Raw genomic sequence first — 22,589 nt, forward strand, 5'->3', positions numbered from 1 at the left:
TAGTTACGTCGACCCCGCCCGATCGGATCAACGGGAGGGAGGGGATTTCATGACGGCATCTTCATTCGGGCAAGGGCTCAACATAGCGACGCGTCGGTGGGCGCTGGCGACCGCCAGCGGCGCGGCGTTGGCGGTGATGCTGGCATCGCCCGCCGCCGCACAGACGGTTCAGGCACCGACGACGACGCCCGGCACGTCGGCGGCGGCCGAACCGGTCGCGCCGACATCGACGGCGACCGTCGATACGCAGACCGACGACGATATCGCGGCGGTGCGGGACATCATCGTCACCGGTTCGCGGATCACCGCGAACGGCTTTTCCGCACCGACGCCGACCCAGGTCATCGGCGCGGCCGACATCGACCGCCTGGCGCAGCCCAACGTGTTCAACGCGGTGACGCAGTTGCCTTCGCTCCAGGGCAGCACGGGTCGCGCGACGTCGGTGGGCAGCACGTCGAGCGGCATCCAGGGCCTCAGCTCCTTCTCGCTGCGCGGCCTTGGCGCGATCCGCACCCTGACGCTGCTCGACGGACAGCGCTTCGTCGGCGCCAATTATTCGGGCGTGGCGGATGTCAGCCAGTTTCCCCAGTTGCTGATCCAGCGCGTCGACGTGGTGAATGGCGGCGCCTCCGCCTCCTACGGCTCGGACGCGGTCGCCGGTGTGGTCAACTTCATCACCGACAAACGGTTCAAGGGCTTCAAGGCGAACGTCCAGGGCAGCATCACCACCTATGGCGACGATGCCGGCGGCACCGCGCAGGTCGCCTGGGGCAACAGCTTCGCGCAGGATCGCCTGCACGTCGTCGTCAGCGGCGAATATGGCTATCAGGGCGGCGTCCCCAATCCCGGCTTCGGCGTCGTCGGCGCCAATGGCCGCGACTGGTTTACGTCGCCCGCCTTCGTGCAGACCGGCGTCACCAACACCCCGGCCGGCCAACCGCGCATCAAGTACGTCGATCGAGCGCAGCAATATCAATATGCGAAGTTCGGCCTGATCACCTCGGGTCCGCTGCAGGGCACCGCCTTCGGCGCGAACGGCCAGCCCTATCAATTTCAATACGGATCGAACGGCGTCCCGACCGGCACCGGAGGGGTGACCGGGTGTACGCCGTCCTTCTGCTCGGGCGGCGACACCAGCGGCGTGGTCGGGGCGGGCACTACCCTGGCCGGCAAGCTGGAGCGGTTCAACGGCTATGGCCGCGTCGGCTATGATTTCGCGCCCGACAACGAGATATACGCCACCTTCAACGCATCGCGTGTGAAGGCGGAAAACTCGCCCAATCCGGGCTTTGCCCAGCAGGCGAACCTGACCATCCAGTGCGGCCTGGCCAATCTCAATGCCAATCCGTTCGTCCCCGCCTCGATCCAGCAGGGCTGCACCAATGCGGGGATCACCCAGTTCCAATATGGTTCCGCGCTGGCGCAGCTCGGCGACTTCATCAAGGTGCGTCCGGTTCGCACCAATCTGCGCGGCGTGATCGGTGCGACCGGCAAGTTCGCCAGCCTGGGATCCACGTGGACCTACGACGCCTATTACGAATACGGACACAATTACACCGACCTGCACGTGTCCAACATGCTCAACATCTCGCGCTTCAGAACGGCCTATCAGGCGGTGCGCCTGCCCAACGGCACGATCGCCTGCGCCAATGTGGCGGCGCGCGCGGCAGGCTGCGTGCCGCTCAACATCATCGGCGACGGCGGGGTCACCGAAGCGTCGCTCAACTACGTCAAGCCCGCGATCGGACCGTACCAGCATACCTGGTCGAGCCAGAATGCCGCCGCGGTCAACCTAAACGGCCAGCCGATGCAGACCTGGGCCGGCCCGTTGTCGGTCGCGTTCGGCTATGAATTCCGGCGCGAATGGTATCGGACGAAAGCGGACCCGTACGGTAACGGCGTCACCGCGGCCAACCCGAACACCGCCGACTATCCCGCCGATCCGACCCAGAACACGCTGACCGGCGGCAACTGGTATGCCGGCAACTACAAGAACGGCACCGGCCGGTACAACGTCCACGAAGGCTTTCTGGAACTCGACATCCCGATCTCGAACGCGGAGCAGATCGGCCGCGCGAACATCAACGCCGGCGTCCGCCAAACGCATTACAGCACGTCGGGCTGGATCACGAGTTGGAAGGTCGGTGGCACCTGGGACACGCCGCTCACCGGCATCCGCCTGCGCGCCATCACCTCGCGCGACGTGCGTGCGCCGAACCTGTCGGAACTGTTCCGCACACCGACCTTCGCGAACGCGACCTACCTGGATACCCGGCCGCCCGGTGCATCGCCGAGCGCAGGGCAGTTCGTCCAGGCGCCGACCAACACGATCGGCAACACCGCGCTGAAGCCGGAAACCTCGCGCAACACCACCGGCGGCATCGTCTTCGACGGCAGCGAAGCGGGCTTCCTGCCGGGCTTCAACGCGTCGGTGGATTACTACAACATCAAGGTGAAGGGCATCATCATCCCCTTCAGCGGACAGGCGGCGATCAACCAGTGCTTCCAGCAGAAGATCGACGAATTCTGTTCGTCCTTCAACCTGGACACCGCCGCGGGGTCGCTGTTCGTCAATGAACAGCTCTTCAACTTCTCGCAGGTTCGCACCAACGGCTTCGACATCGAGGCGAGCTATCGTCGCCCACTGAGCGGCATCGGCCTGCCGGGCTCGTTCATGATCCGCGGCCTCGCCACCCGGGTCCTGCACTATACCGAGACTTCGGGCCTGCCGGGGACGATCCCGACCGAACAGGCAGGCAACAACCGCGGCAATACGCCGGACTGGAAGCTGCTGGGGATCCAGAGCTGGGATACCGACGACTTCTCGCTGTCGGTGACCGAGCGGTGGTTCTCGAACGGCGTCTATTCCAACGAATATATCGAATGTACGCCGGGCAGCTGCCCGGCGACCGATCCGACCGGCAACACGTCGACGATCGGGGACAATTCGATGCCCGGCGCCTTCTATGTCGATGTCGGTGGGTCGGTGGATTTCTCGAAGCAGATTTCGATCTATTTTAAGATCGACAACGTCGCCAACAAGGCCCCGGAGCAATCCCCGCAAAACGGCGTGAGCTACGGCTTCAACCCGGTGCTCTACGACGTGCTGGGCCGCACCTTCCGCCTGGGGGCTCGATTGAGCTTCTGAGCGGGGGCGACCCCCTACCTTCGGATCGTTGCGCGTCACGGGTCACATGTGCCATCGCTGGCTCAATCTGCTGGAGATATCGTGGGCACCTACCTTTCCGATCACGCCCGTCATGCTTGCGGGCAGGCGCCGGACGGGTGGGGCGGGGGTTCGTCGATGAGCCGCCGTCGGCTGGTCACCGGGGTGGCGGCGGCGCTCGTGGTGCCGGGTGTGGCGCCCGGGATCGGCGCGCGGGCGATGGCGGCGCCGATGCCCGCGGATAGGAGCGGCTGGCACGACGTGCGGCGCTTCGGTGCGAAGGGCGACGGCGTCGCGATCGACAGCGGTGCGGTCAACGCCGCGATCCTGCACGCGGCGTCGCGGGGTGGTGGCACCGTGCATCTGCCGGCCGGGGTGTATCGATGCTATTCGATCCGGCTGAGCAGCCGCATCACGCTGCATCTCGATCCGGGGGCGACGATCCTGGCGGCGTCGGTGCCGTTCGAGGGGATGACGACGGGCGGCTACGACGCCGCGGAGCCGATCGACCCAAGCTACCGCGACTACCAGGATTTCGGCCATTCGCATTGGCACAACGCGCTGATCTGGGGCGAGGGGCTGCACGACGTCGCGATCGTCGGCGGCGGGCTGATCGACGGCGCGGGGCTGGCGCGCGACTGGGGCGACGAGCCGGGGGTCGCGGGATCGCGCAAGCCGGGAGTGGGCGACAAGGCGATCGCGCTGAAGAACTGCCGTGGCGTCATTTTGCGTGACGTGCGGATCGTGCGCGGTGGGTGGTTCTGCCTGCTCGCGACCGGAGTCGATCGGCTGCTGATCGACAACGTCACGGTCGACACCAATCGCGATGGCTTCGACATCGATTGCTGCCGGGATGTCCGGGTCGTCGGGTGCACGGTCAACAGCCCTTATGACGACGGGATCTGCCCCAAATCCTCGTTCGCGCTCGGCTATGTGCGCGCGACCGAGAAGGTTGTGATCGAACGCTGCCTGGTGACCGGTGGCTACGCGGTCGGATCGGTGATCGACGGCAGCTGGCGCCGCCTGCCGCCCACCTTCAACGGCACCGGGCGGATCAAGTGCGGGACCGAGAGCAATGGCGGGTTCCGCGACATCGTCATCCGCGACTGCGTGTTCGATCAGTCACGCGGGCTGGCGCTGGAGACCGTCGATGGCGGAATCATCGAGGACATACGCGTGACCGACATCAAGATGCGCGGCGCGCAGACCTCGCCGATCTTCCTGCGGCTGGGGCGGCGGCTGCGCGGGCCGCCGGGGACGCCGGTCGGCGGGTTGCGGCGGGTGACGATCCGCAACCTGATCAGCCGCGACGCCGCGATTCTGCCGTCGACGATCGCGGGCGTGGTCGGTCATCCGGTCGAGGATATCGAGATCGCCGACGTGCAGCTCCACCAGTTGGGCGGGCAGAGCCAGACGCTGCTCCACTATTTTCCCGCCGCGGCGGAGGACGCCTATCCCGAGCCCGGCATGTTCGGCGCGCTGCCCGCGACCGGGCTGTGGGCGCGCGACGTGCGGAACCTCGTGCTGCGCGACATCGAGGTCGCGACCACCTATGCGGATCGCCGCCCGGCGCTGTGGTTCGAGCGGGCGGGGGGCGTGACGGTCACCAATTTGCGCTCGCCCGCGCCCGCCGTCGGGTTGCGCAAGGTGACCGATTTCCGGCGCAAGGATGCCGATGCCGCGCGCAATGTCGCGATCGCGGCTGCCGAGGAGCGGATGCTGTGACGATCCTCGCTGTCCTGATCTCCGTCGCGCTGCTGATCGTGCTGATCTCGGTCGCCAAGCTGCATCCGTTCGTCGCCTTCCTGATCGCCGCGCTGGCGGCGGCGCTGCTGCTGGGGCAACCTCTGGACACGATCGCGGCGTCGCTGACCCGCGGGATCGGCGACATGCTGGGGTCGCTTACCGCGATCCTCTGTCTCGGCGCGATGTTCGGCAGGATCATCGCGGACAGCGGGGCGGCGAAGCGGATCGCCGACACGCTGATCGGCGCGGTGGGGCGCGGATCGATCACGCTGGCGCTGGCCGCGACCGGGTTCATCGTCGGCATCCCGCTGTTCTACAATGTCGGGTTCGTGCTGATGGTGCCGCTCATCCTGTCGGTGGCGCGGCGTTCGGGCTTGCCGACCGTCTACCTCGCGATCCCGATGCTGTCGGGGCTGTCGATCGCGCACGGCTTCCTGCCGCCGCACCCCTCGCCGACCGCGCTGGTCGGGCTGTTCAAGGCGGACATGGGCTGGACGCTGATCTACGGCGCGATCGTCGGCGTGCCGACGCTGCTGATCGCGGGGCCGCTTTTCGCGCGCAGCCTGCGGGGAATGACCGCGCGGCCGCAGGCGGCGCTTGGCGACGTCGAGGTGGTGGCGGCGGATCCGCCGAGCGCGACGGCGAGCTTCGCGGTGGCGCTGCTGCCGGTGGTGCTGCTCGCCGGGACGACCGCGGCGCTGGCGCTGGCCGGCCTGTCGCCCGCTGCGAAGGGGTGGCTGACGTTCGGCGGCAACCCGGTGGTGGTGATGCTGGTGTCGCTGCTTGCCGCGATCGTAATGCTGGGGGTGATGCGCGGCACGCCGCTGGCGCGGGTGTCGGGCGGCAGCGTCGATGCCGTGAAGGACATCGCCGGGATCCTGCTGATCGTAGCGGGGGCCGGGGCGTTGAAGCAGGTGTTCGTGGATGGGGGTGCCGACGCGGCGCTCGCGGGCTGGCTGGGCGGGCTGAGCCTGCCGCCGCTGGTGCTCGGCTGGGGGCTGGCGATGGCGATCCGCATCGCGCTCGGCTCGGCGACGATCGCGGGGCTGACCGCGGCGGGGATCGTCCAGCCACTGGTCGCGGCGGGCGGGGTCGACCCCAATCTGATGGTCCTCGCGATCGGCGCCGGCAGCCTGATGTGCAGCCATGTCAACGATTCCGGATTCTGGATGTTCAAGGAATATTTCGGGCTGACGCTCGGCGAGACGTTCCGGTCCTGGTCGGTGATGGAGACGCTGGTCGGCATCTTCGGACTGATCTTCACCCTGGTGCTGAGTGTCGTGATATGACGAAGCGCGCCGGCCTGATGGCGATCCTCGGCCTGGGCGCGCTGATCGGCCAGGGGGTGACCGCGCAGCAGGTCGACTGGCCGTCGCCGCGGCTGCCGCGTCCCAAGCTTGCCGTGCTCGGCCCCTATGATGCGGCGTTCATCGCGGGCGGCGACGGCATCGCCAAGCCGGCACAGGGCTATGCCGAGGGCGAGCGCTGGCGGCCCGGTCCGGCATGGACGGTGTCCGCCTGGGTGAAGCCGGCGCGGCAGGTGGCGGGACGGGTGATCGTCGGCGGCGTCGGCAACCCTGGGGCGAGCGACGCCCGCTCGCTTGCGTTGGTCGACAGCCGTGCCGCGGTGCTGGTCGGCGACATCGTGCTGAGCGCGGGCGCGCCGCTCGCCCGCGACCGCTGGCACCGGCTGGCCGCGATCGGCGACGGCGACACGCTATCGCTGTTCCTCGACGGACGGCGGATCGCGACCCGCACGCTGCCACGGCTGGCCGACCCGGTCGCGATCGTCACGATCGGCCCGCGGGTGCCGGGGCAGCCCGTCTTCACCGGCCGCGTCGCCGGCCTGACCGTCGCACCGGGCGCTGCCACCGCGACCGCGCTGCGCGACGCCGCGCGCACCGCGCCGAACGACGACTTGGTCCGCTTCGAGAGCAACAGCCCCAGCTGGCCGCTCCAGGTCCGCACGCAATACGGCGAGGCGGTGCCGCAACGCGCCTGGACGTTGCCGACGAGCAAGGCGCCCGCCGCGACGCCGCGCGCGGTCCCCGCCTCGACCCTGCCGCCGCTCGTGCCTTCGGAACAGGGTCGGTTTTCCGTCAACGGCTGGCGGATGGCGGAGGCTCCATCGGTGAGCGCGGACCCCGCCTCGCTGTCGCGCGCCGGCTTCGATGCACGTCGGTGGTACGCCGCGACGGTGCCCGGCACCGCGCTCACCACGCTGGTCGATCGCGGCGTCTATCCCGATCCACGGATCGGGCTCAACAACATGGCCATCCCGGAACGGCTGGCGCGGCAGGATTATTGGTATCGCACCGAGTTCGTGCTGCCCGCGGAGCAGCGCGGCAAGCGGCTGGAATTGTTGTTCAACGGCATCAACTATGCCGCGGAGATCTGGGTCAACGGCCGGCGCATGGGCGACGTGAAGGGCGCCTTCATCCGCGGCCGGTTCGACGCGACCGGCCTGCTGGTCGCCGGACGGGCCAATGCGATCGCGGTGCGGGTCTCGCCGCCGCCGCATCCGGGCATCCCGCACGAACAATCGATGACCGGCGGGCGCGGCGAGAATGGCGGCGCGATGATGATCGACGGGCCGACCTTCACCGCGACCGAGGGGTGGGACTGGATCCCCGCGGTCCGCGACCGCAACACCGGGCTGTGGCAGGGAGTGGAGCTGGTCGCGACCGACGCGCTGGCGCTGGGCGACCCGGACGTGGTGACGACGCTGCCCAACGCCGACCTGTCGGTCGCCGACATCGAGATCACGGTGCCGGTCAGCAACGCCGGCGACGTCGCGGCGGAGGCGGTCGTCCGCGCGGGGTTCGACGATGTCGCGGTCGAACGGCGCGTCTCGGTGCCGGCGCATGCGACGGTGCTGGCGCGGTTCGGCCCCGCCGACCACCCCGCACTGCGCGTGCGGCAGCCGCGATTGTGGTGGCCGAACGGCTATGGCGAGGCGGCGCTCCACGATCTCCGGCTGAGCGTCGAAAGCGGATCGGGCGTGTCCGACCGGCGGCAGCTGCGCTTCGGGATGCGGCAGGTGACCTACGAACTGTCGTCGCTCGACCAAGCGGGCGACCTGCGCCGCATCGAGGTCGATCTCGCGAAGGCGAAGCGGCTGGGGACGCCGATCATCGACGAGCGCCACCCGGCACTGCGCAAGGTCGCTGGCGGCTGGGCGAACAGCCTGTTCCCCGGTGCCGAGACCTCCCCCGCGGTCACGCCCGTGATCAGCGATCCGCGGCTGTCGCCGCAGCTGGTGCTGCGCGTCAACGGCGTGCGGATCGCCGCGCGCGGCGGCAATTGGGGCATGGACGAGATGATGAAGCGGGTCGAGCGCACCCGCCTCGAACCCTATTTCCGGCTGCACCGCGAGGCAGGGCTCAACATCATCCGCAACTGGATGGGGCAGAGCACCGAGGAGAATTTCTACGCGCTCGCCGACGAATACGGGATGATGATCCTCAACGATTTCTGGGAATCGACACAGGACAACGATGCCGAGGCGGAAGACGTGCCGCTGTTCGTCGCGAATGCGCGCGACACCGTCCGCCGCTTCCGCACGCATCCCTCGATCATGCTGTGGATCGGTCGCAACGAAGGCGTGCCGCAGCCGATCCTGCAGACCGCGCTGCAGGACATGGTGTGGGAGGAAGACGGCACGCGGATGTACAAGGGCAATTCGCGGATCATCAATCTCGCCGGATCCGGCCCCTACAACTGGCGCGCGCCCGAAGGCTATTTCACCGAGTTCGCCAAGGGCTTCGCGGTCGAAGTCGGCACGCCCAGTTTTCCGACCCGCGAGGCGTGGGCGCGGTTCGTGCCGGCGGCGGATCGCTGGCCGGTCAACGACAGCTGGGCCTATCACGATTGGCACCAGGAACGCGCGGTATCGGTGCAGAGCTTCATGGATGCGATGGCGACCCGTTTCGGGGCACCCACCGACCTCGCGGATTTCGAGCGCAAGGCGCAGATGCTCAACTATGAATCGCATCGCGCGATCTTCGAGGGCTTCAATGCCGGGTTGTGGACGACCAACAGCGCACGGATGCTGTGGATGTCCCACCCCGCCTGGCCGTCGACCGACTTCCAGATCTATTCCTCCGACTACGACACGCACGCCTCCTTCTACGGCACCAGGAAAAGCACCGAGCCGGTGCACGTCCAGCTCGATCAGCCCGATCACCGCGTGCTGATGGTCAACACCACCCGGGCGCCGCTGGCGGGGGTTCGGGTGACCGCGCGGGTGTTCGCGCTCGACAACCGGCTGCTGCTGACGCGCGATGCCCGGATCGACGTGCCCGCGAACGCGACCGCGGCGGCGATGACGCTCGATCTGGCGGCGGCGATGCAGGCCGGCCCGGTGCTGGTCCGCCTGGCCGCGACGGGCGCGCGCGGCGAGACGCTGTCGGACAATCTCTACTGGCAGGCGCGCGATCCGGCCGACCTGAAGGCGCTGGACAAGCTCCCCAAGGTCGCGCTCGACATCGACGCTCGCAGCGGCGCGACCGGGGGCGGGGAGGGCACGCTGTCGGTGCGGCTGAACAACGCGGCCGGCGTGGCCGCGCTGCAAGCCAAGCTCACTCTCCTCGACGCGGGCGGCGCGCAGATCCTGCCCGCTTATTTCACCGACAATTACGTGTCGCTGCTCCCCGGCGAGGCACGCGAGATAACGATCCGCTTTCCCCAAGCGAGCACGCCCGCCACGCTCCAGCTGCGCGGCTGGAACGTCGTCGATCGTACGCTGTCGCTCCGCCCTTCACCCAAGCCCTAGGATAGCCGATGATCCGTCCCTGCCTCGTTTCGGTCGCCGCCCTCACCTCGCTGTCCGCCTGCGGGCAATCGGCGCCGCCGCCGCCGGCCGCGACGAAGACCGCCGCCCAACCCGCCAATTTCGGCGACCGCAAGGCGACCAGCGCCAAGCCCTTCAACGTCGCCTCGATCGCGAGCTTCGAAGATCCCTGGGCGCTCGCCTTCCTGCCCGACCGGCGCATGCTCGTCACCGAGAAGGCGGGCAAGCTCTGGCTGGTCTCGCCCGACGGCACCAAGGCGGCGGTGTCCGGAGTGCCAAAGGTTCATCATGACGGGCAGGGCGGGCTGCTGTTCGTCGCGACCTCGCCCGCTTTCGCGACCGATCGGCACGTCTACATCACCTATGCGGAGCCCGGCGAAGGCGGCGACGGCCTGGCGCTCGCTCGCGCGACGCTCGACACCGCATCCGCCAAGCCAGCGCTCACCGGCGTCGAAGTGATCTGGCGGCAGTTGCCACGCGGGAAAGGTGGCCAGTTCGGCGGCTACATCGCCTTCGCGCCCGACGGGCAGCACCTGTTCCTCGCCTCGGGCGACCGGATGCGCATGACGCCCGCGCAGGACCCCGACCAGGCGGTCGGCAAGATCCTGCGCCTGACGCTCGACGGCAAGCCGGCGCCCGGTAATCCCGGTGCGGGCAAGATCGGCGCGACCACGATCGGCGTCATCGACCCGCCGGAAAACACCGGCGCCGCGCGGGGCGCACCGACGCGGCAGATCAAGCTGGGGGCACCTAATCTGGTCCCGGCGGAAACCTGGAGCACCGGCCACCGCAATCAATACGGTCTCGCCTTCGATGCGCAGGGCCGGCTCTGGGAAACCGAGATGGGGCCAAAGGGCGGCGACGAGCTGAACCTGATCGAGCCCGGCAAGAATTACGGCTGGCCGCTGGTGTCCTACGGATCCAATTACGACGACACGCCGATCCCCACCCCGTCGACCCGACCCGATCTGGCCAAGCCGGCGCTCTACTGGAACCCGGTAATCGCGCCGGCGGGGCTGGCCTTCTACGACGGCAATATGTTTCCCGAATGGCGCGGCTCGGCGTTGATCGGCGGCATGGCGGCGACCGCGCTGATCCGCGTCGCGTTCGACGGCACCGAAGCCAGGGAGGTCGACCGCTTCGACATGGGCGAGCGCATCCGCGCGGTGATGGCCGCGCCCGATGGCGCGGTGTGGCTGCTGGAGGACGGGCCGACCGGGCGATTGTTGCGGCTGACGTCGAAGCGGGCGGGGTGAACTCGCGCGCGGTGCGGACTTGTGCGATCGGCCGGTGTAATGTTGATCGTGCAGGTTCAAGCGGCCGCGGCCGGCAGACGTCGATTGAGCCGGCGCCTTTGAGTGACAGGGGTGACGACTGGACCCGGCCATGGTAGTCGACGCTGGAATGCGCGCCCTGATCACCCTCCTTGTCTGCATGATGCTCGTCGTGACGGCATGGGGCAGCGTCGCGCAGGCCGCGGCTCCGACATGCGCCGAGACGACGAACCAGATGGCGGTCCACGCTGCCGGAGACTGCGACGAGGTTCCGGCGGACGCCGACAGGAACTACCCGCACTGCCATACTGGTTGCCACGGGCATCACGTCGCCGCGCCGGTGCCTGCGGGCTCGCTCGGCCAGGCGTCCGCGACGTCCTTTGCCTACGCTCCCGCGGCTCATCGGTCGCTGGACGGCCACCGGATCGAACTGACGCTGCGACCGCCGCAGGCCTGACGCAGCCGCGCGGGCGCGACCTCGCCCGCTCCGCAAACGTCAGGAGCACTCCATGTATCGAATATTCGCGGCCGTCCTGGCCGCTGGCGCCTGCGCATCGTCGCTGCAGGCGCAGAACGCGGCGTCCGTCCCGGCGCCGCCAGCGCTGACGCTGGACGACGCGCTGGCCCAAGCCGGGGCGACCTCGCCTGCGATCGAAGCGGCGCGCTCGGGCGTGGAGGCGGCACAGGCGCAGCGCACCGTCGCCGGGCTACGGCGTAATCCCTCCATCGACGCCATGGCCGAGAACATCGGCGGCTCGGGCGCCTATCGCGGTTTCCGATCGACGGAGACTACCGTCGGCCTGTCCCTGCCGCTCGAACTCGGCGGGAAGCGATCGGCACGCGTCGCCGTCGCCTCCGCCCAGCTGGATCGCGCCTCGCTGGAGGCCGCCGTCGTCCTGGCCGACTTGCGCCAGCGCGTGACCCAGGCGTTCATCGCCGCGAGCGCCGACAGCCGCCGCGCGACGATTGCGCGGGAGCAGGTCGGCATCGCCGCGGAGGTGCTGCGCGCGGCGCGCGTCCGTGTCGCGGCGGGTCGCGCATCGCCGCTCGAGGAGCAGCGCGCCGACGTCGCGCGCTTGAACGCCGGGGGCGCGGCGGAGCGCACCGAACGCTCCGCGCAGATGGCCGTCGGTAACCTGGCTCGACTGACCGGGCGTCCGGTGGCGGGCATCGATCTATCCTGGTTCGGGCGGGTCGACGGGGCCGGGCCGCGCCGCCCAGCCGATGTCGACGCCACCCTCGCCGTCGCGGCGGCAAAGGCGGATCTCGGCTCGGCCGCCGCGCAGGTGAGGCTCGCGCGCAGCCAACGCATTCCCGACGTGACGGTCAGCGCGGCGGCCAGGCGGCTGGAGGCGACGAACGACGTCGCGGGCGTCTTCAGCGTGTCCGTGCCGCTGCCGCTGTTCAACAACGGCCGGGCGGCCGTCGACCTCGCCGACGCGCAGCGCCGCCAGGCCGATGCGAGCCGCCGCCTCGCCATCCTCGATGCCGAGCAGATGATCGCTGCGGCGGGCGCGGAGGCGGCCAACGCCGCCACCACTGCCCGGAACGCGACGGGCCCGGTTCTCGCCGCCGCGCAGGAGGCCGCGCGTATTGCCCGCATCGGCTACCGTGAGGGCAAGTTCGGCCAGCTCGACTTGCTCGAGGCGGAGCGAACCCTCTCCGATACCCGCACGGCCGCGGTCGATGCGCTCGCCGCCTATCATGACGCACAGGCCCGGCTGGAACGGCTCACCGCCCCGGCGCCCACCGACGCGGAGCAACAACGATGAACATCAAGATCGCCCAGGCACTGCTGCCGCTGGCGCTCGCCGCATGCGGTGGCCCGGAAAAGAAGGCCGACGACGACAAGGCGGCCATGCAGAAGGGCGAAGCCGCCAAGCCTGCCGACAAGGACGCGGTCACGCTCGATGCGCAACAGATCGCCGACGCCGGCATCGAGGTCGCCCGCCCGATCACCGGCGGCATGGCGGGCGCCATTGATGTGCCCGGCATGATCCAGGGGGATCCACAAGGGGTCCAGGTCGTCTCGGCCACCCTGGGTGGTCGCGTGGTCTCGCTGACGCGCAACCTCGGCCAGACGGTGCGGCAGGGCGATCCGCTCGCCGTCATCGAGAGCCGTGAAGCCGCCTCGCTGAAGGCCGAAGTCGAGGCGGCACGCGCGCGTGCCGATCTCGCCCGGTCGATCCACCGCCGGGAACAGCGGCTGTTCTCCGAGCGGGTCTCGCCCGAGCAGGATCTGATCGCCGCTCGCACCGCCGCGGTTGAGGCCGGCATCGCGCTGCGCCTCGCTCAGCAACAACTCGGCGCAACGGGTGGCGGCGGCGGGGCGCCGAACCGCATCGCGATGCGATCGCCGATCTCGGGTCGGGTAATCGCGCGACCGGCGACGCTCGGCCAGGCGGTGGAGGCGAACGCGGAGCTCTACCGTATCGCCAACCTGTCGACGGTGGCGCTGATGGCTTCGCTGCCGCCGGCCGACGCAGGCCGCGTGCGCCCCGGCATGCGCGTCGAGGTGACCGCGGGAGGGCGGCGACAGGATGGCCGCGTCACCTTCGTGTCGCCGGTGCTCGACGAGACGACACGCCTCGTCCAGGTCATCGCCACACTCGATAATGCCGGCGGGCGGTGGCGCCCCGGCGAACCGGTGACCGCCTCGATCCTGCTGCCCGCGATGGCCGGCGATCGCAGCGTCGCGGTGCCGTCGACCGCCGTGCAGTCGATCGAGAACCGCACCGTCGTGTTCGTGCGCACGCCGACGGGCTTCCGCGCCGTGCCGGTCCGGACCGGTCGCAGGAACGGCGACCAGGTGATCGTCACATCCGGGCTCGTCGGCACGGAACGGGTCGCCACCACCAACAGCTTCACGCTCAAGGCCGAACTCGGCAAGCGCGGCGAGATGGAGATGTGATGTGATCTCCCGCCTGGTCACCTTCTCCGTCGAGCGCCGCTGGCTTGTCCTGCTGCTCACCGCCATCGCCGCGCTCGTCGGCGTGTTCGCCCTTCAGCGCCTGCCCATCGACGCCGTTCCCGACATCACCAACAACCAGGTGCAGGTGAACGTCCTCGCGCCGTCGCTGTCTCCGGACCAGATCGAGCGTCAGGTCTCCTTCACGATCGAGACGTCGCTCGCCGGCATCCCCGGTCTGCAATTCACCCGGTCGCTGAACCGCAACGGGTTCGCGCAGATCACGGCCGTCTTCTCGGACTCGACCGACATCTACTTCGCGAGGGCGCAGGTGGCCGAGCGGATGCGCATGGCCGAGGGCCGGCTGCCGGCGGGCGTGACGCCCGAGATGGGCCCGATCGCGACCGGGCTCGGCGACATCTTCATGTGGACGGTCGAATTTCGCGAGCTCGACAAGATCCGGCACCGCGATGGAGAACCGGGCATCCAGCGCGACGGCAGCTACATCACGCCGGAGGGCGAGCATCTCGTCTCCGAGCGTGACAAGGCGACCTATCTCCACACCGTACAGGAATGGATCGTGGCGCCGCAGCTACGCGGCACCGAAGGCGTCGCGGGGGTCGATTCGCTCGGCGGCTACGACCGCGAATATCTCGTCGTGCCCGACGTCCAGCGTCTCGCGTCGGTGCGCATCACCATCCAGGACCTCGCCACCGCGCTCGAGCGCAACAACACCAGCGTCGGCGCAGGAACGGTGGACCTGAACGGTGCCGGGCTCTTCGTCCGTTCGGATGCGCGGGTCCGCACCGCCGATGAACTCGCGCGCACGATCGTGGCGTCCCGCGACGGGGTGCCGATCCAGCTCAGCCAGGTTGCGACCGTTCGCCCCGGCCAGGGCATCCGCACCGGCTCCGCGTCGGAAAACGGGCACGAGGTCGTGGTCGGGACCGCCGTGATGCGGATCGGCGAGAACAGCCGCACCGTCGCGTCCGCGGTCGCCGACCGGCTAAGAGTCGTCGGCCGCTCGCTTCCCGCGGATATCGTTGCCAAGACGGTGCTCGACCGCACCGAATTGGTGAATTCCACCATCTCGACCGTCACGCGCAACCTCGCCGAAGGCGCGGTGCTCGTCATCGTGGTGCTTTTCGCGCTGCTCGGCAACTTTCGCGCCGCCCTGATCGCGGCGCTGGTGATCCCCACTACCATGTTGCTGACCGCGATCGGGATGCTGCGCGTGGGGGTGTCCGCCAATTTGATGAGCTTGGGCGCGCTGGACTTCGGCCTCATCGTCGACGGCGCGGTGATCATCGTCGAGAACGCATTGCGGCGCCTCGGCCAGCGGCAGCACGAGACGGGCAGGCCACTGCTCCTTGACGAGAGGCTCTCCGTGGTCGCGGCCTCGGCGCGCGAGATGATCAGGCCGTCGCTCTACGGACAGGCGATCATCATCCTCGTCTACACGCCGCTGCTCACCTTTTCGGGTGTCGAGGGCAAGATGTTCGAGCCGATGGCGCTCACCGTCATCATCGCGCTGCTGTTCGCCTTCGTCCTGTCGGTGACCTTCGTGCCCGCCGCGATCGCCGCCTTCCTCGCCGGCCATGTCGACGAGAAGGAGAGCCGGATCGTCGGCTGGCTGAAGGCGCGCTACGAACCCGGCCTCGAGATCGCGATGCGGCGGCCGCGCGTCACGATGGCAGCCGCGGTCGGCGCGGTCGCACTGGCGGTCGCCGCCTTCACGACGCTCGGGCAGGAATTTCTCCCCCAACTCGACGAGGGCGACATCCTCGTGCAGGCTTGGCGTCCGCCCGGCACCTCCGTCGATCAGAGCCAGCTTATGCAGTTCGCGGTCGAGCGGGCCATCAGCCGCGTGCCCGAGGTGCGCTACGCCTTCTCCCGCACGGGCACGTCCGAGATCGCGTCGGACCCGATGCCGCCCAACGCCACCGACACCTTCGTCATGCTGAAGCCCCGCGCCGAGTGGCCGGACCCCGGCCTGCCGAAGGAGGAGCTCGTCGAGCGCATCCAGCGGAAGATCGCGACGGTTCCGGGTAACGGCTACGAGATCACCCAGCCGATCCAGATGCGCTTCAACGAGCTCATCGCCGGGGTCCGCGGCGATATCGCGATCAAGGTGTTCGGCGACGATTTCGCCACCATGAACGCCACCGCCGCGCGTATCGCCGAGACGCTTGCGAAGGTCCGCGGTGCTGCCGACGTGCGCGTGGAGCAGACCGAGGGGCTGCCGCTGCTCGACGTGCGCCCGAACCGTGACGCGATGGCCCGGGTCGGCGTCACCGCCGGCGACGTCCAGGACCTCGTCGCCGCCACCGTCGGCGGACGACAGGCTGGCGTGATCTTCGAAGGCGACCGGCGCTTCCCCGTCGTCATCCGGCTTGCGGAGAACTCGCGCTCCGACATCCAGACGCTCGGGCAGCTGCCCGTACCCACCGCGAACGGCTCCTCCGTACCCCTCGCCACCGTCACCAACATCGTGATCGGGGATGGCCCGAACCAGATCAGCCGCGAAAACGGCAAGCGCCGCGTCGTGGTCCAGGCGAACGTCCGCGGTCGCGACGTCGCAGGCGTGGTGGCCGACGCACAGGCGGCGATCGGGGCCCAGGTACAGCTCCCGCCGGGCACCTACCTGGAGTGGGGCGGCCAATTCGAGAACCTCGCCACGGCGCGCCAGCGGCTCACCATCGTCGTCCCGATCTGCTTCGCAATCATTATGCTCCTTCTCTACGGAGCGCTCGGTTCGGTTCGCGACGCGCTGATCGTCTTCACCGGCGTCCCGCTCGCGCTGGTCGGCGGGGTGCTGGCGCTGTGGCTGCGAGGCATGCCGTTCTCGGTCTCGGCCGCGGTCGGATTCATCGCGCTGTCCGGTGTCGCGGTCTTGAACGGCCTGGTCATGGTCTCCTCCATTCACGACCTCCGCGGTCGAGGCATGGAGCGAGCCCGCGCGGCCCGCGACGGCGCCCTGATAAGGCTGCGGCCGGTGGCGATGACCGCGCTCGTGGCCAGCCTCGGCTTCGTGCCCATGGCGCTCGGCCACGGCGCGGGCGCAGAGGTGCAGAAGCCACTCGCCACCGTGGTCATCGGCGGTCTTATCTCAGCGACGCTGCTGACGCTCTTCGTGCTGCCTACCCTCTACGCTCGCTTCGGCGGGTGGAAGCCGCGAGAGGCCGTCGATCCCATTGCGGCCGGCGGCGCGCCGGAAGCTGCATCCTGATGGCAGACCGCCCGATCGCGAGCCCGGCACCTTGTCGGTCTTCGACGCCGACTATGTGGACAAGCGGCAGCGCAAATGCACCCGGGTCGGCGGCTCGTCCGACGTCGCGCTTGGCCCATTGGCGCTGCGGATGCTCGTCGGCATGATTATGCCGGTGATGGGTTCTGTTGCCGATCACCGGTGTCGGCCGTAGATCAGAACGATGACGCTCACTCGTCCTCTATCTATCGCAAACATCCGGCACGTGTTGCTGGCTCTGCTGGCGATCGGGCTGGTCCTGCGCATGGGCGCGGGGTGCGAAGCCTTGGCCGCCGTACCGACAACGACCTCTGCCGCGGCCTCGCACTGCGACACAATGCCCGCCACGCCGGGCAAGCCGATGAAGGTCAATCTCGCGAGTTCCGCATTGTGCTATGCCTTGCCCGACGCTGCAGGGACGAAGGATAGCCCGGCAAAGCCCCGCGCTCTTGAACCAATAGCATCTCCGATCGGCGGCCTGTTCCGCCTGGACGGCGCTCCCGCGCCGCCGCCGCCGAAGGTGGCGTGACTTCGAACGACATCGAACGTCACGATACCTAAGGAAAACGACAATGAAGAAGCTCGCTATTATCGGCGCGGCGCTCGCGTTCGCCAGCCCGATGACCGTCAACGCGGCGACCGACTGCGGCAACGGAGGCACGGGCGATTGCTGTGCGGACATGAAGCATCGCGGCGACCACGACGGCCACGACGTGCAGATGGCAGCCGCCAAGTAACGAGCCGGGGAGCGCCCGTCGTTCCCCGGACGCTGGAAAGACCCGAGGAGCTCCGGCACCGCCGCGTACCCTGTCACGCGCCGCCCGCGTGCACTCGAGCACGAATGGACCACATCATGTTGATCAGGACCTTCCTCGCCGCGACGGCGCTATGCACGCCCGCCACGGCTCTCGCCCAGTCCATGCCCGGTATGGACATGGGCGGACACCCGCACCAAGCGCAATCGCCGGCAGAGGCGAAGCCGGCACCCAAGCGCACCACCGCGCCGCCTGCCGCTGATCCGCACGCAGGGATGGATCACGACGCGATATCCGGAATGGCCGGCACACCGGCCGTGCAGGGCGAGATGCCCGCCACGGACCACGGGACGATGGACCATGGCTCGATGGCCGGGTCGGATAACAGCGCGATGGCTGGCATGGACATGCATGGCATGAAGGGGATGCTCGGACCCTACGGCATGATGCGCGACGCGTCCGGCACCGCCTGGCAGCCGGACAGTTCGCCGATGTGGGCAATCATGGGTCGCCACGGCGCCTGGTCGACTATGGTCCACGGCTACGCAACTCTGGTCTACGACAATCAGGGCGGGCCGCGCGGCGACGAGAAGTCGTTCGTGGCATCGATGCTGATGGGCATGGCGCAGCGTCCGATCGGCCACGGCACGCTGACGCTGAAGGCAATGGGCAGCCTCGATCCGCTGATGGGCAAAGCCGGCTATCCGCTGCTGCTCGCCACGGGCGAGACCGCCGATGGCCGCACCGAGCTGGTCGACCGCCAGCACCCCCATGACGCCTTCATGGAGCTGTCCGCCACTTACAGCCGGTCGCTCGGAAGAGACCTCGCCGGGTTCGTGTACCTCGGCCTGCCGGGCGAGCCAGCTCTGGGGCCGGCGACTTACATGCATCGCTTCTCCGGCGTCGCCAACCCGGAAGCGCCGATCTCGCACCACTGGCTCGACAGCACCCACGTGACGTTCGGCGTCGCCACGGCAGGCCTCGTCTATAAGGGGCTGAAGCTCGAAGGGTCCGTCTTCACCGGCCGGGAGCCCGACGAGAACCGCTGGAACATCGAGCGACCGCGGATGGACAGCTGGTCGGTGCGCGTCAGCGTGAACCCCACGGCTAACCTATCGGCGCAGGTCAGCCACGGCTTCCTGCACAGCCCCGAGGGGCTGCACCCCGGGGAGGACGTTCGCCGCAGCTCTGCGTCGGTCACCTGGAACCTGCCGTTGGGCGACGATCGCAACTGGCAGTCGACCTTTGCCTGGGGGCGCAACGACCCGGCGGGTGGCGATCACGGCCACGTCACCGACGCGTTCCTGCTCGACAGCGCGGTGCAGCTCGGACGCTGGACGCTGTTCGGGCGGGCGGAGAACGTCGACAAGGACGAGCTGTTCGGCGACGAGGGCGGCGATCCGCTCGCCGGTCGCGTGTTCAACGTCGGCAAGCTCAGCCTCGGCGGCTACCACTCCATTCCGATCGGAAAGCTGGCGCTCGACCTCGGCGGGCTCGTCAGCAGGTATGACCTGCCGAACGACATTCGGCCGCGTTACGGATCCGACTTGTCCAGCTTCATGCTGTTCACCCGCATCCGCATCGTCGGTTAGCAGCAGGCCTGAAGGACGGCGAGTTTCTGGCGATCGGATGACCAGGGCGATTTCCGACGATGGTGACCCCTACGGGAATCGAACCCGTGCTTCAGCCGTGAAAGGGCCGCGTCCTAACCGCTAGACGAAGGGGCCTGCGCCGGTGAATGCCGGTTAGGCGAGGTCGGGCGGGGGGTCAAGTCGATCATTCCGCCCAGGCGGCGTCGTCGAGGTGGAGTTCGGCGGCGGGGCGGCTGGACCAATCGTCGATCTTGGCGCGGCCGGCGAGCCACAGCTTGCGGTGCGGCGCGGCGCCGAGCAGCGCCTGGCCGAGCGGGGTCTCGGCCGAGCGGAACGCCATCGCCTTCAGGCTGCGGCCGTCGTCGCCCGCCACCACCGCGCGGACATGGCCGTTGCCGACGATATCCGCCTTCACGACGCGGACCGGGCCGGCGGCGATGCGCGGGGAGGGCCAGCCCATGCCGTAGGGGCCGCCGACCTCGAGCGATTCGACGAGCGCGGGGTTGACCCCGCCGGGCGCGAGCACCGCGTCCAGCAGCAACGCCCGATCGCCGCGGGCGACGTCGACCGCCTCGGCGAGGCGGCATTCGAGGAAGTCGGCGAAGGCGGGGATGTCGTCGGCGGCGATGGTGAGGCCGGCGGCCATGGCGTGGCCGCCGCCGGCGACGAGGAGCCCGTGGTCCTTGGCGGCGAGCACCGCACCGCCGAGATCGATGCCGGGGATCGATCGGCCCGATCCCTTGCCGACGCCGTGTTCGTCGACCGCGATGACGATCGCCGGGCGGCCGGACTTCTCCTTCAGCCGGCCGGCGACGATGCCGATCACGCCGGGGTGCCAGCCGCGGCCGGCGACGACCGCGATGCGGCGGTCTCCCGCGGCCATCGCTTCGGCCTGCTGCTGGACGTCGCCCTCGATCTGGCGTCGTTCGTCGTTGAGCCGGTCGAGCTCGGCGGCGATGACGCCGGCCTCGACGGGATCGCGGGTGGTGAGCAGGCGGACGCCGAGATCGGCGCGGCCGACGCGTCCGCCGGCGTTGATCCGAGGCCCTAGCGCAAAGCCTAGATCTGTGGCGGTGGGCGCGCGGGTGAGACGCGACGCCTCGATCAGCGCGGCAAGGCCGATGTTGCGGCGCTGCGCCATCACCTTCAGCCCCTGCGACACGAAGGCGCGGTTGAGGCCGCGAAGCTGGGCCACGTCGGCGACGGTGCCGAGCGCGACGATGTCGAGCAGGTCGATCAGGCGCGGTTCGGTGCGAGCGGCGAAGTAGCCGCGGGCGCGCAGGGTACGGACCAGCGCGGCGGCGAGGAGGAAGCAGACGCCGACCGCGGCGAGGTGGCCGTGGGCGGCGCCATCGGTCTCGTCGAGGCGATTGGGGTTGACGAGCGCATGGGCGACGGGGAGCGAGGCGGCGCATTTGTGGTGATCGACGACGATTACGTCGACCGGCGCGGCATGCGCCATCGCCAGCGCCTCGAACGCCTGGGCGCCGCAATCGACGGTGACGATCAGCGACGCACCTTCGGCCGCGAGGCGGACCAGCGCCTCACCGGACGGGCCGTAGCCTTCGAGCAAGCGGTCGGGGATGTAGGGGCGTGCCTCGATGCCGAGATCGCGGAGCACGAGGATCATCAGCGCGGCGGAGGTGGCGCCGTCGACATCGTAATCGCCGAAGACCGCGACGCTTTCGCCCGCCTGCACCGCATCGGCGAGGCGATCGGCGGCGCGATCCATGTCACGGAAGATCGACGGATCGGGCATGAAGCCCCGGATCGAGGGCGCGCGGTGCTGGTCGAGCGTCTCGCGCAGCGCGCCGCGCGACAACAGCAACTGGGTGACGAGGTCGTCGCCGCCGAAGCCGTCACGCGCGTCCGCGGCGAGTGCGCGCCAGCGCCATGGCTGGCCGAGGATCGAGCGGGTGACGCCGAGGACGGGGCTCATCGGGAGCTTGTCAGATGGCAAAAGTCACAAGAGTCGCACCTACACGCGCCGGCGCGGGAGGGTGGGGTGCGGGAGCAGGTGGGCATCGCGGGTCTATGGCAGGGTGTAGAGGCGTAGGACAGGCTGGTGATTTGCTTTGGCCGGTCGTCTGGTGGAGAGGGCCCTATTGACTACTAGCTTCGAGAGCGGTCCCCAGCACAGCGTCGATCGTGTCCCGGGCACGATCTTGGATTGCCCGGGGGCAATCGCACCTGCACTCCCGCTACGCGAGACCTCTGCAAGAGTCGCCGAATTCGCCAAATCCGTTCGTCACCCCGGGCTCGATCCGGGATCCCGCTTGACCCGAATCTCACGGCTTCAGCTAGCGCGGTAGCGCCACCCCGGATCAAGTCCGGGGTAACGAACATTAGAGGTCCCAACCGCTACCGTCTGATCCACGACTCCTCGCGGAACCACTTGGTCACGATATACTTCACGCCCGCGACGACGGCGGTGCCTTCGTGGATGGTGCGTTCGTTGGGGCTGCCGTCGGGTTTCATGTTGTTCCAGGCGAGGAGGAGGCCGCGCGTCGGGGCGATCCGGACGCCGGCTTGGGGAAACCACGTCGCGCCGCCTTCCTCGACGTCGTTGAGGTAGATCATCGCAGTCCAGGTGCGCTGACCACCGGACTTCTTCATCGTCTGCCAGTAGCTCTCGCCTTCGTGGAAATAATCGTGATGGGTGCGGAACTGCTGACCGGGGGCGTAGCGTTGGCCCTGGATCGTCTCGCCGTGATCGGGATCGATGCCGAGCAGCGACGCGATCGATTCGTCGATTGGGCGGACCTCGGGCGACCAGCGGTCTAGGTCGCAGCTCTCGCTGGTGCGAAAGCCGGTGCCGGCGCGATCCGAAAGCAGGGTGGAGGGGCGGCGGCCCGCGTCGATCAGCGCGATGAGGCGATCGCATTGCGCGGCATCGAGGAAGTTGTCCGCAAGGTAGACCTGCGCGGCGTCGGTATCGGAGCGCCGGATGCGCGGATCGGCCTCCAGCAACCGGGCGACGTCGGCGCCGATGCTGGCGCGGCGCTTGTCGGGCGCATTGGCGGCGGGGGCTCTGCGGGCGAACATGCGGCGGGAGGTGGCAAGCTGGCGGCGCAAAGGCAAGGGCCCGGCGTGGTCGCCGGGCCCAGCA

At 69.1% G+C, this 22,589-nt stretch carries 15 protein-coding genes and 1 tRNA gene; 13 read left to right on the top strand and 3 right to left on the bottom strand.

The features are described 5' to 3' along the window. Nucleotides 1–49: 49 nt before the first annotated feature. The 13 genes from ACT009_RS01360 to ACT009_RS01420 all read left to right on the top strand — a co-directional run bounded on the left by ACT009_RS01360 (nt 50) and on the right by ACT009_RS01420 (nt 19,480). Entirely contained in the window at nt 50–3,148 is a 3,099-nt protein-coding gene (locus ACT009_RS01360; protein WP_445192613.1) for a TonB-dependent receptor plug domain-containing protein, read from the top strand. 156 nt (nt 3,149–3,304) lie between these two features. After that, nucleotides 3,305–4,891: a rhamnogalacturonidase gene (locus tag ACT009_RS01365; protein ID WP_445192614.1), complete on the top strand. Its 1,587-nt coding sequence runs from the start codon at nt 3,305–3,307 to the stop codon at nt 4,889–4,891. After that, a complete protein-coding gene (locus ACT009_RS01370; RefSeq protein ID WP_445192615.1) occupies nt 4,888–6,201 on the top strand; it encodes a gluconate:H+ symporter in 1,314 nt (437 codons plus the stop codon). The genes ACT009_RS01365 and ACT009_RS01370 overlap by 4 nt, the downstream gene beginning before the upstream one ends. Beyond that, nucleotides 6,198–9,686, top strand: coding sequence for a glycosyl hydrolase 2 galactose-binding domain-containing protein (locus ACT009_RS01375; protein ID WP_445192616.1), 3,489 nt, complete (start codon nt 6,198–6,200; stop codon nt 9,684–9,686). Before ACT009_RS01370 ends, ACT009_RS01375 begins: the two co-directional genes overlap by 4 nt. Before the next feature lie 8 nt (nt 9,687–9,694). Next, nucleotides 9,695–10,960, top strand: coding sequence for a PQQ-dependent sugar dehydrogenase (locus ACT009_RS01380; protein ID WP_445192617.1), 1,266 nt, complete (start codon nt 9,695–9,697; stop codon nt 10,958–10,960). 148 nt (nt 10,961–11,108) lie between these two features. Further along, entirely contained in the window at nt 11,109–11,435 is a 327-nt protein-coding gene (locus tag ACT009_RS01385) for a hypothetical protein (RefSeq protein WP_445192618.1), read from the top strand. Between the two features lie 52 nt (nt 11,436–11,487). Continuing rightward, entirely contained in the window at nt 11,488–12,750 is a 1,263-nt protein-coding gene (locus tag ACT009_RS01390; RefSeq protein WP_445192619.1) for a TolC family protein, read from the top strand. Further along, nucleotides 12,747–13,889 (top strand): efflux RND transporter periplasmic adaptor subunit, encoded by a 1,143-nt coding sequence (locus tag ACT009_RS01395; RefSeq protein ID WP_445192620.1) that lies wholly within the window; start codon nt 12,747–12,749, stop codon nt 13,887–13,889. The genes ACT009_RS01390 and ACT009_RS01395 overlap by 4 nt, the downstream gene beginning before the upstream one ends. 1 nt (nt 13,890) lies before the next feature. Beyond that, nucleotides 13,891–17,115 carry an efflux RND transporter permease subunit gene (locus ACT009_RS01400; RefSeq protein WP_445192621.1) on the top strand — a complete coding sequence of 1,075 codons (3,225 nt, stop codon included), beginning with the start codon at nt 13,891–13,893 and terminating at the stop codon, nt 17,113–17,115. A 31-nt stretch (nt 17,116–17,146) separates the two neighbouring features. Further along, nucleotides 17,147–17,308, top strand: coding sequence for a hypothetical protein (locus tag ACT009_RS01405; RefSeq protein ID WP_445192622.1), 162 nt, complete (start codon nt 17,147–17,149; stop codon nt 17,306–17,308). Between the two features lie 9 nt (nt 17,309–17,317). Then, complete coding sequence (locus ACT009_RS01410; RefSeq protein WP_445192623.1) at nt 17,318–17,662, top strand: hypothetical protein; 345 nt, start codon at nt 17,318–17,320, stop codon at nt 17,660–17,662. 43 nt (nt 17,663–17,705) lie between these two features. Then, complete coding sequence (locus tag ACT009_RS01415; protein WP_445192624.1) at nt 17,706–17,870, top strand: hypothetical protein; 165 nt, start codon at nt 17,706–17,708, stop codon at nt 17,868–17,870. Between the two features lie 116 nt (nt 17,871–17,986). After that, complete coding sequence (locus tag ACT009_RS01420; RefSeq protein ID WP_445192625.1) at nt 17,987–19,480, top strand: hypothetical protein; 1,494 nt, start codon at nt 17,987–17,989, stop codon at nt 19,478–19,480. A gap of 60 nt (nt 19,481–19,540) precedes the next feature. Here the strand turns inward: ACT009_RS01420 and ACT009_RS01425 are convergent. From ACT009_RS01425 to ACT009_RS01435, 3 genes are all read right to left on the bottom strand, one after another. Then, nucleotides 19,541–19,615, bottom strand: a tRNA-Glu gene (locus tag ACT009_RS01425). A gap of 49 nt (nt 19,616–19,664) precedes the next feature. Continuing rightward, nucleotides 19,665–21,419 carry a single-stranded-DNA-specific exonuclease RecJ gene (gene recJ / locus ACT009_RS01430; protein WP_445192626.1) on the bottom strand — a complete coding sequence of 585 codons (1,755 nt, stop codon included), beginning with the start codon at nt 21,417–21,419 and terminating at the stop codon, nt 19,665–19,667. Nucleotides 21,420–21,841: 422 nt separating this feature from the next. Continuing rightward, on the bottom strand, nt 21,842–22,525 hold the full coding sequence (locus ACT009_RS01435) for a prolyl hydroxylase family protein (protein ID WP_445192627.1): 684 nt from the start codon (nt 22,523–22,525) through the stop codon (nt 21,842–21,844). Between the last annotated feature and the right edge of the window lie 64 nt (nt 22,526–22,589).

Source organism: Sphingomonas sp. Tas61C01, assembly GCF_052567495.1.